The sequence below is a fragment of the Chromobacterium vaccinii genome (genome assembly GCF_000971335.1).
GTDB lineage: Bacteria > Pseudomonadota > Gammaproteobacteria > Burkholderiales > Chromobacteriaceae > Chromobacterium > Chromobacterium vaccinii.
On the sequence record NZ_JZJL01000017.1, the window covers coordinates 65,381 to 82,197 of the forward strand.

13 protein-coding genes are annotated in these 16,817 nt (G+C 65.3%); 3 read left to right on the forward strand and 10 right to left on the reverse strand.

Features of this window, described 5'->3' with window-relative positions:
• The gene (locus VL52_RS10520; protein ID WP_046156989.1) at positions 1-417 is read right to left on the reverse strand and encodes an OsmC family protein; all 417 of its coding nucleotides are present in this window, start codon (positions 415-417) and stop codon (positions 1-3) included.
• 116 nt (positions 418-533) lie between these two features.
• On the opposite strand from VL52_RS10520, the gene tsaD reads away from it, so the two are divergent.
• The 3 genes from tsaD (at position 534) to VL52_RS10535 (ending at position 4,321) form a co-directional block, all read left to right on the forward strand.
• The gene (gene tsaD / locus VL52_RS10525; protein ID WP_046156990.1) at positions 534-1,559 is read left to right on the forward strand and encodes a tRNA (adenosine(37)-N6)-threonylcarbamoyltransferase complex transferase subunit TsaD; all 1,026 of its coding nucleotides are present in this window, start codon (positions 534-536) and stop codon (positions 1,557-1,559) included.
• A gap of 44 nt (positions 1,560-1,603) precedes the next feature.
• Positions 1,604-3,508 carry an ATP-binding cassette domain-containing protein gene (locus VL52_RS10530; RefSeq protein WP_046156991.1) on the forward strand — a complete coding sequence of 635 codons (1,905 nt, stop codon included), beginning with the start codon at positions 1,604-1,606 and terminating at the stop codon, positions 3,506-3,508.
• A 105-nt stretch (positions 3,509-3,613) separates the two neighbouring features.
• Entirely contained in the window at positions 3,614-4,321 is a 708-nt protein-coding gene (locus tag VL52_RS10535) for a substrate-binding periplasmic protein (protein ID WP_046156992.1), read from the forward strand.
• Between the two features lie 45 nt (positions 4,322-4,366).
• Here the strand turns inward: VL52_RS10535 and accD are convergent, their stop codons facing one another.
• The 9 genes from accD to asd all read right to left on the reverse strand — a co-directional run bounded on the left by accD (position 4,367) and on the right by asd (position 16,519).
• Positions 4,367-5,236, reverse strand: a complete 870-nt coding sequence (gene accD, locus VL52_RS10540; RefSeq protein ID WP_021476004.1) for an acetyl-CoA carboxylase, carboxyltransferase subunit beta — start codon at positions 5,234-5,236, stop codon at positions 4,367-4,369.
• Between the two features lie 75 nt (positions 5,237-5,311).
• On the reverse strand, positions 5,312-6,100 hold the full coding sequence (gene trpA, locus VL52_RS10545) for a tryptophan synthase subunit alpha (RefSeq protein WP_021476003.1): 789 nt from the start codon (positions 6,098-6,100) through the stop codon (positions 5,312-5,314).
• 11 nt (positions 6,101-6,111) lie between these two features.
• Positions 6,112-7,314: a tryptophan synthase subunit beta gene (gene trpB / locus VL52_RS10550; protein WP_046156993.1), complete on the reverse strand. Its 1,203-nt coding sequence runs from the start codon at positions 7,312-7,314 to the stop codon at positions 6,112-6,114.
• Entirely contained in the window at positions 7,301-7,924 is a 624-nt protein-coding gene (locus VL52_RS10555) for a phosphoribosylanthranilate isomerase (RefSeq protein WP_046157011.1), read from the reverse strand. Before VL52_RS10555 ends, trpB begins: the two co-directional genes overlap by 14 nt.
• Before the next feature lie 31 nt (positions 7,925-7,955).
• Entirely contained in the window at positions 7,956-8,744 is a 789-nt protein-coding gene (gene truA / locus VL52_RS10560) for a tRNA pseudouridine(38-40) synthase TruA (RefSeq protein ID WP_046156994.1), read from the reverse strand.
• 169 nt (positions 8,745-8,913) lie between these two features.
• The gene (locus VL52_RS10565) at positions 8,914-11,355 is read right to left on the reverse strand and encodes a type IV pilus assembly protein FimV (RefSeq protein WP_046156995.1); all 2,442 of its coding nucleotides are present in this window, start codon (positions 11,353-11,355) and stop codon (positions 8,914-8,916) included.
• A gap of 510 nt (positions 11,356-11,865) precedes the next feature.
• On the reverse strand, positions 11,866-14,124 hold the full coding sequence (locus VL52_RS10570) for a motility hub landmark protein FimV (protein WP_499679384.1): 2,259 nt from the start codon (positions 14,122-14,124) through the stop codon (positions 11,866-11,868).
• A gap of 148 nt (positions 14,125-14,272) precedes the next feature.
• Entirely contained in the window at positions 14,273-15,283 is a 1,011-nt protein-coding gene (locus VL52_RS10575; protein WP_046156996.1) for an aspartate-semialdehyde dehydrogenase, read from the reverse strand.
• Between the two features lie 129 nt (positions 15,284-15,412).
• Entirely contained in the window at positions 15,413-16,519 is a 1,107-nt protein-coding gene (asd, locus tag VL52_RS10580) for an aspartate-semialdehyde dehydrogenase (protein ID WP_082113706.1), read from the reverse strand.
• Positions 16,520-16,817 lie beyond the last annotated feature (298 nt).

Genomic DNA, 16,817 nt, shown 5'->3' on the forward strand with positions numbered 1-16,817 from the left:
TCAATCCTCGCGCAGCTCGAAATCGTGGGTGATGTCGGCGGTTTTGGCCAGCATGATGGACGCGGAGCAATATTTCTCCGCCGACAGCTTGATCGCCCGCTCCACCGCGTCCGGCTTCAAGTCGCGCCCAAGCACCACGAAGTGGAAATGGATGCGGGTGAACACCTTGGGATCGACATCGGCGCGATCGGCCTCAATCTCCACCCAGCAGTCGCGCACGTCCTGGCGGGATTTTTTCAAGATGGTGATCACGTCGTAGCTGGTGCAGCCGGCGGTACCCAGCAGCACCAGCTCCATCGGCCGCGGCCCCAGGTTGCGGCCGCCGCCCTCCGGCGCGCCATCCATCACCACCGCGTGGCCGCTGCCGGTCTCGCCCATGAAACACACGCCGTCCACCCATTTCAGCCTCGCCTGCATCGTCCCGCTCCCCTATTTGATCAAAAATGTTCATCAGACTAACACTGCCGATTTGGGCGGACAAAGATTCACCGGTAGAATAGAAAGATTGTCCCGTTATATTCCGAGCTGCACCCATGCTGGTACTTGGCATTGAATCCTCCTGCGACGAAACCGGAGTCGCGCTGTACGACACCCGACAAGGCCTGTTGGCCCATCAGCTGCACACTCAGATGGCGATGCACGCCGAGTACGGCGGCGTGGTGCCCGAGCTGGCCAGCCGCGACCACATCCGCCGCGCCATCCCGCTGACCGAAGCCTGCCTGGCCGACGCCGGCAAGACGCTGGCCGATCTGGACGCCGTCGCCTACACCCAGGGCCCCGGCCTGGGCGGCGCGCTGATGGTGGGCGCCAGCATGGCCAACGCGCTGGCCTTCGGCCTGAACATCCCGGTGATCCCAGTCCACCATCTGGAAGGCCACCTGCTGTCTCCGCTGCTGGCAGATCCGAAGCCCGAGTTCCCCTTCCTGGCGCTGCTGGTTTCCGGCGGCCACACCCAGTTGATGGCGGTGCGCGGCGTCGGCGACTACGAAATCCTCGGCGAAACGGTGGATGATGCCGCCGGCGAAGCCTTCGACAAGACCGCCAAACTGCTCGGCCTGCCCTATCCCGGCGGCCCGCTGCTGTCCAGACTGGCGGAATCCGGCAGTCCGGACCGCTTCACCCTGCCGCGGCCGATGCTGCACTCCGGCAACCTTGACATGAGCTTCTCCGGCCTGAAGACCGCGGTGCTGACGCTGGTGCGACAGCAAGAGTCCGCGCAGGGCGAACTGGACGAACAGACGCGGATGGACATCTGCCGCGCCTTCCAGGAAGCCATCGTCGAAGTGCTGGTTAGGAAATCGCTGGCCGCGATGAAGCAAGCCGGCATGAAGCGGCTGGTGGTGGCCGGCGGCGTCGGCGCCAACAAGCAGCTGCGCGCCGCGCTGGACGAAGCGGCCGCGCGCAAGCGTTTCGAGGTGTTCTACCCGCCCTTGGCGCTGTGCACCGACAACGGCGCGATGATCGCCTTCGCCGGCGCCATGCGCCTCAAATTCGCCGAGCCGGCCGGCGGCTTCACCATCAAGCCGCGCTGGGACCTGTCCAGCCTGCCGGCGGTTTAAACCGAACTCATACGCCGCCCGCACAAGCGGGCGGCCAGAAGAATATGATCCAACTGAAGAACCTCAGCTTGCGCCGCGGCCTGAAAGAGCTGCTGATCGGCGCCAACCTGACGCTGAACCCCGGCTACAAGGCCGGCCTGACCGGCGCCAACGGCGTGGGCAAGTCCAGCCTGTTCGCGATGCTGCTGGGCGAATTGCACGCCGATGGCGGCGACATGCTGTTGCCGCCCAACTGGACCATCGCCCACGTGGCGCAGGAAACGCCGGCGCTGGAGCGCAGCGCGCTCGACTACGTGCTGGACGGCGACAAGGAGCTGCGCGCGCTGGAAGCCCAGCTGGCCATCGCGGAAGACAAGCACGACGGCAACGCCATCGGCCATCTGCACGGCGAGCTGGCCCATATCGACGCCTACTCCGCCCCGTCCCGCGCCGGCAAGCTGCTGACCGGCCTGGGCTTCGACGAAGCAGGCCAGCAGCGCCCGGTGGCCAGCTTCTCCGGCGGCTGGCGCATGCGGCTGAACCTGGCCCAGGCGCTGATGTGCCGCTCCGACCTGCTGCTGCTGGACGAGCCGACCAACCACCTGGACCTGGAAACGGTGCTGTGGCTGGAAGACTGGCTGAAGGCCTACCCGGGAACGCTGCTGGTGATCTCGCACGACCGCGATTTCCTTGACGCCATCTGCAGCCACACGGTGGAAGTGGCCAACCAGACGCTGACGCTGTACACCGGCAACTACAGCCAGTTCGAAGTGATGCGCGCCGAGAAACTGGCGCGCCAGCAGGGCGAGTACGAAAAGCAGCAGCGCCAGATCGCCCACCTGGAATCGTTCATCACCCGCTTCAAGGCCAAGGCCAGCAAGGCGCGCCAGGCGCAAAGCCGCGTCAAGGCGCTGGAAAAACTGGAGCGGATCGCGCCGGCCCACTCCGCTTCGCCGTTCGATTTCCATTTCGACAGCCCCGAGCACCTGCCCAACCCGCTCTTGAAGCTAGACAAGGCCAGCGCCGGCTACGGCGACAAGACCATACTGTCCGGCATCAGCCTGTCGGTGGAGGCCGGCGCGCGCATCGGCCTCTTGGGCGTCAACGGCGCCGGCAAATCGACGCTGGTGAAGCTGCTGTCCAGCGACCTGGCGCCGCAGACCGGCGAGCGCATCAACGCGCAGATGCTGAAGATAGGCTACTTCGCCCAGCACACGCTGGAAACGCTGCGGCCGGACGAATCTCCGCTGCAGCACATGCAGCGCCTGGCGCCGACCACCCGCGAGCTGGAGCTGCGCAGCTTCCTCGGCGGCTTCAACTTCCGCGGCGACGCGGCCACCGACCCCGTCGGCCCGATGTCCGGCGGCGAGAAAGCGCGCCTGGCGCTGGCGATGATAGTCTGGCAAAAGCCCAACCTGCTGCTGCTGGACGAACCGACCAACCATCTGGATCTGGAGATGCGCCACGCGCTGACGCTGGCGCTGCAGGACTTCACCGGCGCGCTGATCGTGGTATCCCACGACCGCAGCCTGCTGGAGTCCACCACCGACGTGTTCTGGCTGGTGAGCGGCGGCAAGGTGCAGCCGTTCGACGGCGATCTGGAAGACTACCGCCAGTGGCGCCTCGCCCAACTGGCGGAAAACGGCAAGCCATCGGACGGCGACGCGCAAACAGTCAACCGCAAGGAGCAGAAACGGCAAGAGGCCGAGGCGCGCCAACAGCTGGCCAAGCAGCGCAAACCCTTGCAGAGCCGCCTGTCCAAGCTGGAGCAAGAAATGGACAAGCTGTCGCGGGAAAAGAGCCAGCTGGAAACCTTCCTGTCGTCCAGTGACGCCTATGACGACGCCAACAAGCAGAAACTGGCCGACAGCGTGCGGCGCCAGGGCGAAGTCGCGGGGCGGCTGGAAGTCGTCGAAGAGGAATGGATGGACGTGCAGGAACAACTGGAAGCGCTGGCCCAGGCCGACTAGCGCCGCTTGCGACGAATCATGGCGGCGAGAGAAATTACTTGTAATCTCCGCCGCCGTCTTCTTACGCTAAGAAGAAGCGGGACCTCCCGCGAACCGGAACGCGCCATGCCGCATGCGCTCACGCACAAGCTTCTGCTGGCCAGCCTGCTGCTGGCCGCGCCCTGCGTTTTTCCGGCAGAGCCCATCCGCCTCGCCACCCATCTGCAGCCTCCCCTCTCTTTCACTCGCGACAACGGCCAGGCGGACGGCCTGGCGGTGCAGGTCGTCGATTGCGCGCTGAAAAAGATGCAGCGCCCCTACACCCTGGACTTCCTGCCCTGGCCCCGCGCGCAATGGCAGGTCCAGCATCTGCAATCCGATGGTTTCTTCGCCGCCACGCAATCCGAAGAGCGGGACCGTTACGCGACACTCTCCGGCCCCCTGATCCCCTATGAGCGGCGCTGGTATCTGCTGAAAGCCAACCCGCTGTCGCCTTCCAGCCCCGAATTCAAACGCCAGGCGCGCATCGCCGCCTTCAGCGGCTCCAATATGGATATCTGGCTGCGCGATCACGGCTATCGCCTGAGCGCCACCCCGGGCAATAGCGAACAACTGCTGCGCATGCTGCAATCCCGCAGGGTGGACGCCGTGCTGGGCAACAGCTACGCGGTGGACGCGCTGATCGCCCGCCTGGGGCTGCAGACAGAGCTGCGCAGCGAGTTGGCCGAAGCGCTGCCGATGGGCCTCTACTTCGGCAAAGCCTTCCTCGACCGCGAAGGCCCGCAATTCCTGCCCAAGTTCAACAACGCGCTGCAAGGCTGCCGCCCAAAATGAAAATGCCGCCCGAAGGCGGCATTGGATAGATTAGGCGCGAGCCGCTCAAACAGCGGCAGGCTCCTTCATCAGCAGCGTGATCATCCCGGCGATCTTGCGCTTCAGCTCGCGGCGATCCACCACCATGTCCACCGCGCCCTTGTCCAGCAGGAATTCTGCGCGCTGGAAGCCTTCCGGCAGCGTTTCGCGCACGGTCTGCTCGATCACTCGGGCGCCGGCGAAGCCGATGCGGGCCTTGGGTTCGGCCATCACCACATCGCCCAGGAAGGCGAAGGATGCGGACACGCCGCCCATGGTCGGATCGGTCAGCACCGAAATGAAGGGCAGCTTGTGCTCGGTCAGCAGTTGCAGCGCGGCGCTGGTCTTGGCCATCTGCATCAGCGAATTCAGGCCCTCCTGCATCCGCGCGCCGCCGGAGGCCGACACGCAGATGAACGGCGCCTTGGCTTCCACCGCGGCCTGCACGCCGCGCACGAAGCGTTCGCCGACCACCGAGCCCATCGAACCGCCGATGAACTTGAATTCGAACGCGGCCACGACCGCCGGCAGCGAATGGATGCTGCCCTGCATCACCACCAGCGCGTCATCCTCGCCGGTGTCGCTCTTGGCGGCGGTGAGGCGGTCCGGGTACTTCTTGCTGTCCTTGAACTTCAGGATGTCCACCGGCCGCACTTCTTCGCCGATTTCGCGCCGTCCCTCTTCGTCCAACAGCAAGTTCAGGCGCTGGCGCGCCGACAACGGGTGGTGGTGGCTGCACTTCGGGCAGACCTGGAGGTTGTTTTCCAGATCGGTGTAATACAGTACCGCTTCACATTCCGGGCATTTGCTCCAAAGCCCCTCCGGTACCGCCGAAGGCTTGTCGGCGCGGTTTTCGCGCTTGATCTTCGGCGGGAGGAGCTTGTTCAACCAGCTCATGCTGACTCCTTGAATCTGGGTGTCCGGATATCTCCGGCCACATTGCGACGGGGGCGATGCGCCCCCGTCTGTGTTCTAGCGGATGGCAGCCTTCAATTCGGCTACCAGACGAGTTAGCTGCTCTCTGGCAGTTTCGGGTGTCGCCGCCTCAATTTCCTGCACCAGCCTGCTGCCCACCACCACCGCGTCGGCGGCGGCCGCGATGGCCTTGGCAGTCGCGGCGTCGCGAATCCCGAAGCCCACGCCTATCGGCAGCGGCAATTGTTGTCTGAGGGCAGCAATTTTACGCGCTACATCCTCAATGTCCAGATGTCCGGCGCCGGTCACGCCTTTAAGCGACACATAATAGACGTATCCGCGCGCCAGTTTGGCGATTTCCGCCACCCGCGACGGCGGCGTGGTCGGCGCCACCAGGAACACCGTGTCCAGACCCTGGGCATCCAGCGCGGATTGAAGCTCGGCGGCCTCTTCCGGCGGACAATCCACCGTCAGCGCGCCATCCACGCCGGCCGCCTTGGCCCGGGCGGCAAATTCGGTATAGCCCATCGCGCACAGCGGATTCAGATAGCCCATCAGCACCACTGGCGTCGTTGCGTTGTCGCGACGGAATTCGGCCACCATCTCCAGCACATGGCGCAAACCCACCTTGTGCTTGAGCGCGCGCTCGGACGCGCGCTGGATCACCGGGCCGTCGGCCATCGGGTCGGAAAACGGCACGCCCAGCTCGATGATGTCGGCGCCGCCTTCCACCAGTCCGTGCATCAGCGACACGGTCAGGCCGGGATGGGGATCGCCCGCGGTGATGAACGGAATCAGGGCTTTCTTGCCCGCGAGCTCGGCAAAACAGTTGGCAATGCGTGACATTCTCGCCCCCTTCACAGCGTGATGCCGGCCAGGCCGGCAACGGTATTGATGTCCTTGTCGCCGCGGCCGGACAGATTGACCAGAATCACCTGGTCCTTGCCCATGGTCGGCGCGACCTTGGCGGCCCAGGCCAGCGCGTGGCTGGATTCCAGCGCCGGGATGATGCCTTCCAGATGACAGCAGTCGTGGAAGGCGCGCAGCGCCTCGTCGTCGTCGATCGACACGTATTCGGCGCGGCCGATGTCTTTCAGGTGGCAATGCTCCGGCCCCACGCCGGGATAATCCAACCCGGCCGATACCGAATGGGTCTCGATGACCTGGCCGTCCGCGTCCTGCATCAGATAGCTCTTGGAGCCGTGCAGCACGCCCACCGGCGCGCCGGAGGAGATCGGCGCCGCGTGCTTGCCGCTGGAAACGCCGTGGCCGCCCGCCTCCACGCCCACCATGCGCACGCCCGGCACGTCGATATAGGGATGGAACATGCCGATCGCGTTGGATCCGCCGCCCACGCAAGCCACCACCACATCGGGCTGGCGGCCTATCACCTCCGGCATCTGGATCTTGGATTCCGCGCCGATCACCGATACGAAATCGCGAACCAGCATCGGATACGGATGCGGGCCGGCCGCGGTGCCGAGAATGTAGAAAGTGGAATCGACATTCGTCACCCAGTCGCGCATAGCTTCGTTCAGCGCATCCTTCAGCGTCTTGGAGCCGGACTCCACCGGCACCACGGTGGCGCCCAGCAGCTTCATCCGGAACACATTGGGCGACTGGCGCTTGACGTCCTCCGCGCCCATGTACACCACGCACTCCATGCCGTAGCGGGCGGCGACGGTGGCGGTGGCCACGCCGTGCTGGCCGGCGCCGGTTTCGGCGATCACGCGCTTCTTGCCCATGCGGCGGGCCAGCAGCGCCTGGCCGATGGCGTTGTTGATCTTGTGGGCGCCGGTGTGGTTCAGGTCTTCGCGCTTGAACCAGATCTGCGCGCCGCCCAACTGCTCGGACCAGCGCTTGGCATGGTAGACCGGGCTGGGGCGGCCGACATAATGCTTGAGTTCATGATGGAACTCCTGCCAGAACGTCGGATCGGCCTTCACGCGGGCGTATTCTTCTTTCAGCTGATCCAGCGCCACCATCAAGGTTTCGGCGACGTAGACGCCGCCGTAAGGGCCGAAATGGCCCTGCGCATCCGGAAAATCATACCGATCCATGTCTTGCTCCTGATATGAAGGCCGCCATTCTGGCGGCGGATTTGATTCCCTTGGACGCCTCCACTCCGCTGGAGACGTCCACCGCGGCCGGCTTCACCCGGCGCACGGCTTCGATAATGTTCTGTTCGTCCAGCCCCCCGGACAGGATCAGCGGCAAGGGCAGATCGTCCGGCAACAGGGTCCAGTCGAAAGTGGCGCCGGTGCCGCCGTGCGCGCCTTCGACGAAAGCGTCGGTCAGCAGGCCCCGCGCATCGGGATAACGGCCCGCCCACTCCAGCAGGTCCACGCCCGGCTTCACCCTCACCGCCTTCAGGTAAGGCCGATGGAAAGCGCGGCAGAACTCAGCGCTCTCCTCGCCGTGGAACTGCAGCACGTTGATCGCGCAGCCGGCCAACACCCGCTCCACCCACTCGCGCTCGGGATTGACGAACAAGGCCACCACGCTGATGAAGGGCGGCAGCGCGGCGATCACCGCGCGCGCCTGTTCAATCGACACATTGCGCGGGCTCTTGTCGTAAAACACCAGTCCGACGGCGTCCGCCCCCAGGCGGGCCGCCTCGGCGCCGTCCTCCGGCCGGGTGATGCCGCAAATCTTGATTCTGACCACGATGTCCTGTGCCCCGCTCGATAAGGGTTGTACTTCAGCGCAGCCTGAGCCGCGCCGCCTCGCAGCGGGACGGCAGCGCGAACTCATCCGGATAACCCACGCCGGTCAGATACAAGCCATCCGGCATGAAGGTGGGCGGCGCGCTGGTGCGGTCGCGCGCCGCCAGCAAGGCCTGCATGTCGTCAGGGCTCAACGCCCCTTTGCCTACGTACAGCAGCGCGCCGACGATGTTGCGCACCATGTGGTGCAGAAAGGCGTCGGCGTTCAAATCGAAACGCAGCAGTCCGTCGGACTCGACGATATCCAGTTGCTGCAGATCCTTGACCGGCGACTTCGCCTGGCACTCCGACGCGCGGAAACTGGAAAAATCATGCCGCCCCAGCAGCCTGGCCGCCGCCTCGCGCATCGCCGCCACATCCAGCGCCTGGTGATACCAGCCCACCTTGCCCGCCAGCAGGCAGGAGCGGACCGGATGGGTCAGCAGGAAATAGCTGTAGCTGCGGGAAAACGCGGAGAACCTGGCATGGAATTCGTCGCCGACTTCGCGCGCCCACACCACTGCCACCTCGGGCGGCAGCAAAGCGTTGACGCCTCTTACCCAGGCATTGAGCGGACGCGTCGCATCGGTATCGAAATGGACCACCTGCATCGCGGCATGCACGCCGGCATCGGTGCGGCCGGCAGCGTGGGTGGCCACTTCGCGGTTGCCGGCGATCTGCCCCAATGCCTGATTCAGCCTGTCCTGTACCGTGTTGCCGTGCGGCTGGGTCTGCCAGCCGGCGAACGCCCGACCGTCATACTCGATGCCGAGCGCGATTCTCATACCCACTCATCCATTCATTGCCACGCACCGGCCGGGCAAAGCCTCGCCCAGAGCGATAAAGCACCCACTTTATCCTATCCGGCCCGGTTTGCGCCACACGCGTCGCCTCAATACAAAAACAAATGGCACCGGCCGAAACCGGTGCCATTGGCCACTCCCGCCCACGCGCTTAGCGGCCGTGCTGGGCCTCACGCATCAACAGCTCGGCGGTTTCCTTGTCGCCCATTTCCATATAGAGCTTGGCCAGCTCCATTTTCTCGACATCCTCGGTCCCCTCGATCGGCGCCTCCATTGCCGGCGGCGGAGCGGGAGGCGCTTTCGCGGCGACAGGCGCGGCCGCCGGAACCTCGGGCGGAGGAACCGCTATCGCGGGGCGCGGCTCGGGCGCCGCGGCCTTGGGCGCGGCGATTTGCGGCTCCGCGCCGGACGCCCTGGCGAACATGGGATGATCGGGCAATTGGGCGCGGCCCAGCTCGCTGACCCGCTGCCACAGGGTGCTGTCCTGGCTGAACATGCCCTGGGTGGCGACAGCCTCCTCGATGAACGCCTCCTTGTCAGGCTGGGCCGCCAGCACTTCCAGCAATTTGTAGCGCAGATCCTGCCTCAAGGGCTCTTTCGCCAGGCCCTCGCGCAGAATCAGCAAAGCCTGGTCGTCCCGCCCATAAGCCAGATAGACCTCAGCCTCGGCCATCACGTCGACGGCGCCCAGGTCTATGCCCTCATCGCTCTTCAACGAACTCATCAGCGAGGTCAGCGGCTTCAACTGCATCTTGGCGGATTCGGCGTCATTGCCTGCGCCGCCGCCAGCGTCCTGGCCAGCGGCGGCGGCGCGGCGACGGCGGATCAGCAGCAGCGCCACCAATCCCAGCGCGGCGGCCGCGCCGCCCAGCTTGATTTGCACATCCCGGTCGCTCAACGCCGCCATCGGGCCGGCGGCCGTCGCGCCGCGCGCTGGCGCAGACGGAGGCGCCGCCTCACGCGGCATGACCGGCTCGTGCCTGCTCTCGGGAGACTGAAGCAGTTCCGGCGGCCCATGCAAAGCTGGAACCTCCGGCTTGACTGCCGGCGTCTCCGGCGGCTCTTCCTTCCGAGCGGCCTGCGCCTCGGGCTTTTCGGCTGCGGGCTTGGGCGCGGCTGGCGCCGGCTTGACGCCCTCCTGCTTGCCGGCTGCCGCCACGCCCGCGGACGGCGCGGATGCGGCAGAGGGTTTGCTCTTGGCTTGCTGGAGCGAGCGAATCTTCTCCTCCAGCGCCCTGGCTCTTTGCTCGGTCTGCTTCAGCGCCTGCTCCTGCTTCATCAGCATGTCGCGCATGCGGCGCTCGGCCGCCAGCGCCTGCGGCGATGATGCCGTCTGGGCGGCAGGCTTCGACTCCGGAACGGGCTTCGCCGCCGGCTTGGTTTCAGGCTGGGCCGCCGCCTTGGCCGGGTGGGACTTCGCCAGATCGGCCTGATGCCCTTCCGCCAGCAGTTTGGCCATGCTGCCCGACTTGGCGGCGTCCTTCGCCTCCTCCTGCTTGCCCGCGCCCTTCGCCGCTTCCGGCATCGTCCAGCCGCTCGGATAATGCAGCTCCGCGCCCGCCAGCAGGCGATTGGCGTCGCCGTCGACGAAGGCCTCGGGGTTGTCCCGCAACAGCCGCCCGGCCACATCCTCGCCGCGCGCCTGGCCGCTCATCTTCATGGCGATTCCCGACAGGGTATCGCCTCTTTTCACCTGGTAGGTCTTGCCGCTAGACGCCGCCTCAGAGCCGGCAGGCCTCGCCCCCGGCTTGGCGACGGATCTGGCCGCATCCGCGCCGCTCTTGGCCGCTGTGCCGTCCAGCGTCAGGCTATAAGTCTTTTGCGCCCTGACATTCCCGGCAACCACCTCGATCCGGAACGACAACCTCGGCTGGGTGATCGGCATCGACGACGACAGCCGCAACACGCGGTGCCCGCTGGCCGAACGATCCAGTTGATGCGAAATGGACGCGACTTGCGACAGCTGCTCCTTCATCGCCACGCCTTGCGCGGCATCCGGCAGAATCGCCACCCGCAGTTGCTCCGACTTGTCGAAAGCGCCGCCCAGCAAAGGCAGCTCGGCGATCAGCGACTCTCCCAGACGGGAGCTGACGCGGATATCGCCCAAACCCGCGCCGTCCAGCCTGGAACCCTGGTCCGGCGTCGCGGCATGGCGCTTGTCGTCGTCCCCGTCGGCGGGAGCCGGCGCCTTGCGCCGCGGCCCATCGCGCTTGTAATCCACCTCGAACTCGCGAACCAGGCTGCCCGCAGGCCAGCGCACCTCCACCGCGAAGCGCAACAAGGGTTCGCCGAAGCTCGCCGGGCCTTTGACCTGCACCTTGCTGATGCGGCCATCGCTGCTGCGCACCAGATTGAAATGCAAAACCGGCGCGGAACCGCTGTAAGGGGAAAGCAGCGGATAACTGTTGCGATCAGCCAGATTCACCTGGGCAAGGTCTTCGATATCCTCGTTGACGACCGGTATTTCAGCGGCGAACGATTCTCCGTCCGCCGAAAGCACGCGTATCGGCCCCAATCCCGCATGCGCCGCGTAAATGCTTCCCATGCCCGCCAGCAGCAGCGCCAAGCCTGTCTTGCGAAAGTTTGCAGCCATCGTTGATGTTCCCAATCTTCTTGCATGCATGATACAACCCGGCCCGGCGGAAAAATACCCACCTTTTGCTCCGAAGGCCCTTATCCATCAAGGCGGCCGGCGTTTTGCAAAAACGCATAATTAAACCTTATAGCACTTTCGCCTGACAATCCCATGCGAAATGCAATACCGGACTCCGGGCGTTCCAAACGCCCGCCGCAGCGCCGCCGGCAAACCATCCGCCAACGCATCCGCTCGCCGCGCATGCAAATCCCCCGGCATCCAAAGAACAGAATTTCCCTTCCCATCTTTTTACGCTTTTTGCCTAGGCGCGGCTGACGCATTCGATGCCTTCACGGCAAGCAAACGCGTGGCATTTCCAATTCAGCCAAAATGAAAAACCAATTGCCCGCGTCATGAAACCAGGCTCCCGCTCTCGCGATTCGCCATCCGCCGCGTAAAAATCCGAGCATGAAAAAACCGCCTGAGCGCATGGCTGCAGACGGTTTTTGCCTCGCGGCGGGCAATTCATCAGGCGCTGATCTTATCGAGCAATGCCTGGGCCTCCTCCTTGAGCTGCCCCTGAGCCTCGCCCAGCAAGTCCTGCAAAACCTCGCGCGCGCCCTCGCGATCGCCCATGTCCAGGTAAACCTTGGCCAGATCCAGCTTGGTGGCCAAGGGGTCGTCCATCACCGACACGCCTTCCGCTTTCGCTTCGTTCGGGGCGGAGTCGGCAGGCTGCGCGCCCCCTGCCGCCGAAGGCTCTTCCGCCAGCATGTCCTCGTACAAGGACTCCAGCCCGGTTGCGCCTGGGGCCTCCGCCGGCTTGGCCTCCACCGCCGGCGCGGCATCCAGATTGAAATCGAAGTCCAGCATATTGGCCTCCGGCTCCGGCGCCTTGGTCTCGCCCGCCTCGGGCTCCGCCGTCAACATGGCGTCCAGATCGAAATCCAGCGCATTGGCTTCCGGCTCCGGCACCGCATCGCCGCCAGGCGGCGCATCGAACAACGCCGCCAGCGGATCCGCCTCCTCCGCGACCGGCGATGCCGGCGCCGGCGCGGCCTCGATGGCCGCGGGCGCTTCGTCGCCGAACAACTCCTGATCCAGATCTATCACCTCGCCGCCCGCTGTCGCAGGCGCGGACTCCGGCTCGCCGGCATCCGCCTGATACAGGGCGTTGCCCGGATCGATGGCTCGGCCCAGGGCCGCCGCCTTGGCCCACAGCGCGCCCTTGCCGTCGAAGGCGGCATGCATCTCCTTGGCCAGCCGCTCGAAGTTTGCGACATCCGGCCTGGCCGCATACACCTCCATCAGCTTCATTCTGACCTCATGGCGCGACGGATCCTTCTGCAGCGCGTCCTTGAGGATTTCCTCGGCCTGCTGATCGCGGCCATAGGCGATGTACACCTCGGCCTCCGCCACGGGGTCGACTTCCGCCGCGTCGATGGCGCCGGCGGCCTGGGTGAAGTTGCTCATGAAGGAATTGCTGCCGCTCGCGGCATTGACGTCATGCCCAGCCACCGTGCTGCGGCCTAGCGCGGCGCTGCCGGCATTCTCGTCAGCCCCCTTGCGCCGCCTGGCGATCATGACGCCAAGCAACCCCAGCAAGCCTACGCCGGCGACGCCGCCTCCGATCAGCGGCAGATACCCCAGCACCCTGCTCATCAGCGATGGCGGCGGCGGCGGCGCGGGGTGCGCGGCCGGCGGCTTGGGATGGGGTTTTTCCACTGGTTTGGGCGCGCTGGCCGCGACAGCCTCATGCGGAGCGCTCGCCGCCATCAAGGCGCTGGGCGGCGCCGACGCGGCAGCGGGCGGAATGGACTCCAGCTTGGCGCCCGGCATTTGCAGGCTGCTCTGCAACGCTTTCAATTGCTGCTCCAGCGCCGCGATGCGGGTGGTGGCGTCCTGCAGAGCCTTTTCCCGGGCCGTGATCTGCTGCTGCAGGTCGTTGAGCTTGGCGTTGTCCGAGCCGTCTCCCGGCGCCAGCTTGAGCACATCGCCGCCCTTGCCCGCAGGCGCGCTGGCCTGGCTGGCCGCAGACGAAGCCTGCGCCACCGGTGCGGGTTCGCCCAGAATGCCGGCCACCTGGCTGGCCGACAGCGCGCGCATCTTGCGCGCGGATGGCACTTGCAGCGTCGAGCCTGGCTTGGGATGGCTGACGTCGCCATCGGCGAAAGCATCTGGATTGGCCTGAACCAAGGCGGCCATGACCTGCCGCAACGACGCGCCCTTGGGCTTGACCTTGGCCGCCAAGGAGCGCAGCGTGGCGCCCTGGCGCACCGTCAGCTCGTGCGGCGCGGCAGGCGCCGTCTTGGCTGGAGCAGCCTGGCGATAGCGGCTGGCCTGGTCGCTGTCGGCATAGCTGGGCACGTCCTGGATGATGTTTTGCGCCGTATAGTTGGCGGGGTCAAGCAGCACCGTATATTCGCGGACCGAGCGGCCGGACGGCGCCTTGGCCTCGACCACGAAACGCAGATAGGGATCGTTGATGGGCTGAGTGGAGCTGACGCGTATCATCGCGCCGCGCGTATTGGGGCTCAGCGCGAAGCGCAAGGAAGACAAGGAACTGGCGTAATCGACATTCAAGGCCTGGAAGGTTTCGATGCCCGCCAGCCCCACCCTGACGGCGTCAAGCTCCGTCGGCTGCACGCCGGTCATCTCGATGTCGGCCTTCAATAGTTCGCCCAGATTGGAGCGAACATGTATTTTCCCCAAACCAGACCAGGCGCACGCAGAGTACGCCAGGCCGATCAATAGCACGCCAAGCTTGATTTTTCCCTGATTTCTCACTGTCTACCTTCCGGCACGGTCGCATTATCATATGTTATCGGCGCCCATCCCTTCGGGATGAGTGTGCAACTGTTGCAATCTTAGGCCCTTGCACGTCGTTTAGCTAGATTTCACAACCAATGCCGGCTAGGCATGCCGTGCGCGTCAATTACATCAAGGCGCTTTGCCCAGCAAGGATTTCAGCGATGCGCACGCAGTGCAGCGCCGCGCCGGCCTTGACGTTGTCGGCCGATACCCACAGGCTCAGCGTCTTGCCCTGCTTGCGCAGTCGGCTGATCCACACCATCTCGTTGCCGGTGGCCTCCATCGGCGTCACGTAGCCGCCATGCTGCTCGCTGCCGACCACCTGCAATCCTGCCGCCTTGAGGCGTGTCCGCGCTTGTTCGAGGTCAAACTCTTCATGCAATTCGACTTGAATCGCCCAGGAATGGCCAAAGAACACCGGCACGCGGGCGCAGGTGACTTCCAGTTGTTCAGGCTTCAGCTTCAGCAGGCGGGCGGTCTCGTCGCGGACCGAGCGTTCCTCTTCCGAATCGCCGTTATCGTCCACGTCGCCGATCTGCGGCAGCACGTTGAAGGCGATGCGCTTGGCGTAGACGCTGACTTCCGCGTCGCGGTGCGAGAACAGCGCGGTGGTCTGCTCCGCCATCTCTTCCATCGCCTTCTGGCCGCTGCCGGATACCGCCTGGTAGGTGGCCACGGTCACGCGGGCGATGCCCAGCGGCGCGAGCGGCGCCAAAGCCAACGCCAGCGGCGTGACCGTGCAATTGGGCACGGCCACCAGCGGCGCGCGGCCCAGGTCTTCCAGTTCGAGGGCGTTGATGGCCGGCGCCACCAGCGGCACGCCCGCGTCGCCGCGGAAGGCGGAGCTGAAGTCCACCACCGCGGCGCCGGCGTCGCGCGCCTGCGGAACATACTGACGCGAGATGTCGCCGCCGGCGGCGAAAATGGCCAGGCCGACATTCTCGAAGTTGAATTCGTCCACCATGTGCACGTCCAGCTCCAGATTGCCCAGCGATACGGTGCTGCCGTCCTGCTCGACGGTGTCCACGGCGAACACGCGGGCGGCCGGGAAGCTGCGCGCGGCCAGGAGTTCCAGCACGGCTTGGCCCACCAGGCTGGTGGCGCCCACAACGGCGATCTGCAAAGAAGTCGACATAACTTGTTCCTATCGTTACCGCCGGCGGCGTCTTCCGCGCCGGCATTGCAATGCGAAAAGGGCACCGAAGTGCCCTTGAATGCTGTGAAGGCCGGCAAAGCCGGCCCAGGCTCGCGCCTATTCTACCCGTCAGCGCTCGATCAGGATACGCAGCATGCGGCGCAGCGGCTCGGCCGCGCCCCACAGCAGCTGGTCGCCGATCACGAAGGCAGACAGATACTCGCCGCCCATATTCATCTTGCGCACGCGGCCGACGCCCACTTCCAGCCCGCCGGTGATGGCGGCCGGCGTCAGCTCCTTGACCGAAATCTCGCGATCGTTCGGCACCCATTTCACCCAGTCGTTGCCGGACTTGATGATGGATTCGATCTCGGACAGCGGCAGATCCTTCTTCAGCTTCACGGTCAGCGCCAAGCTGTGGCAACGCATCGCGCCGATCCGCACGCACAGGCCGTCCACCGGCACCACGCTGGAGGTGCCGAGAATCTTGTTGACCTCGGCCTGGCCCTTCCACTCTTCCTTGGACTGGCCGTTATCCAGCTGCTTGTCGATCCACGGAATCAAGCCGCCGGCCAGCGGCGCGCCGAAGTATTCGGTCGGCACGTCCTCGCGGATGGCCTTGGCCACCTTGCGGTCGATTTCCAGAATGGCGGACGACGGCGTGGCCAGCTCGTCGGCCACGGTGGAGTGGATCGCGCCCATGCCCTTGAGCAATTCGCGCATGTGGTTGGCGCCGCCGCCGGAAGCCGCCTGGTAGGTCATCGAGGACACCCAGTCGACCAAGCCTTCGCGGAACAGGCCGTTCATGCCCATCAGCATGATGGAGTTGGTGCAGTTGCCGCCGATGTAATCCTTGACGCCGTTGGCCACGCCCTGGTCGATCAGCGCGCGGTTGACCGGGTCCAGCACGATGATGGAGTCTTCCTGCATCCGCAGCGTGGAGGCGGCGTCGATCCAGTAGCCCTTCCAGCCGGCGGCGCGCAGCTTGCCGTACACCTCGGTGGTGTAATCGCCGCCCTGGCAGGTGACGATCACGTCCATCGCCTTCAGCTCATCGATGTCGCCGGCGTCTTTCAGCGGCGGCACGTCGCGGCCGATGTCCGGCGCCTTGCCGCCGACGTTGGAGGTGGTGAAGAACACCGGCTCCGCGATCACCGCGAAATCGTTTTCCTCGCGCATGCGCTGCATCAGCACGGAACCCACCATGCCGCGCCAGCCTACAAAGCCTACTCTCACTGGAAATCTCCCGAGTCTGTCCTAAGTCCGAATCGTTGCCGCCGCGCGGCTGACGCCGGCGCGGCGGTTAAATTTTTGTTACCCCATTGTGCAGCGCGCCAAGACGGCAGGCAATGGGGTAAATCGTTTTTATTGTGAAGTTCCGCAGAACAAATGATTAAGCTGTAATGAACAGCGTGCCAGCAGGCATTCGGCCTTGGCCCGGGGTGTCTAGACAGTTGGGGGACATCGCCATCGACCTGTCGATCAAGGTTGGGACCACTCGAAAACCCCGCCTGAGTGCTGAGGAAATCACGCG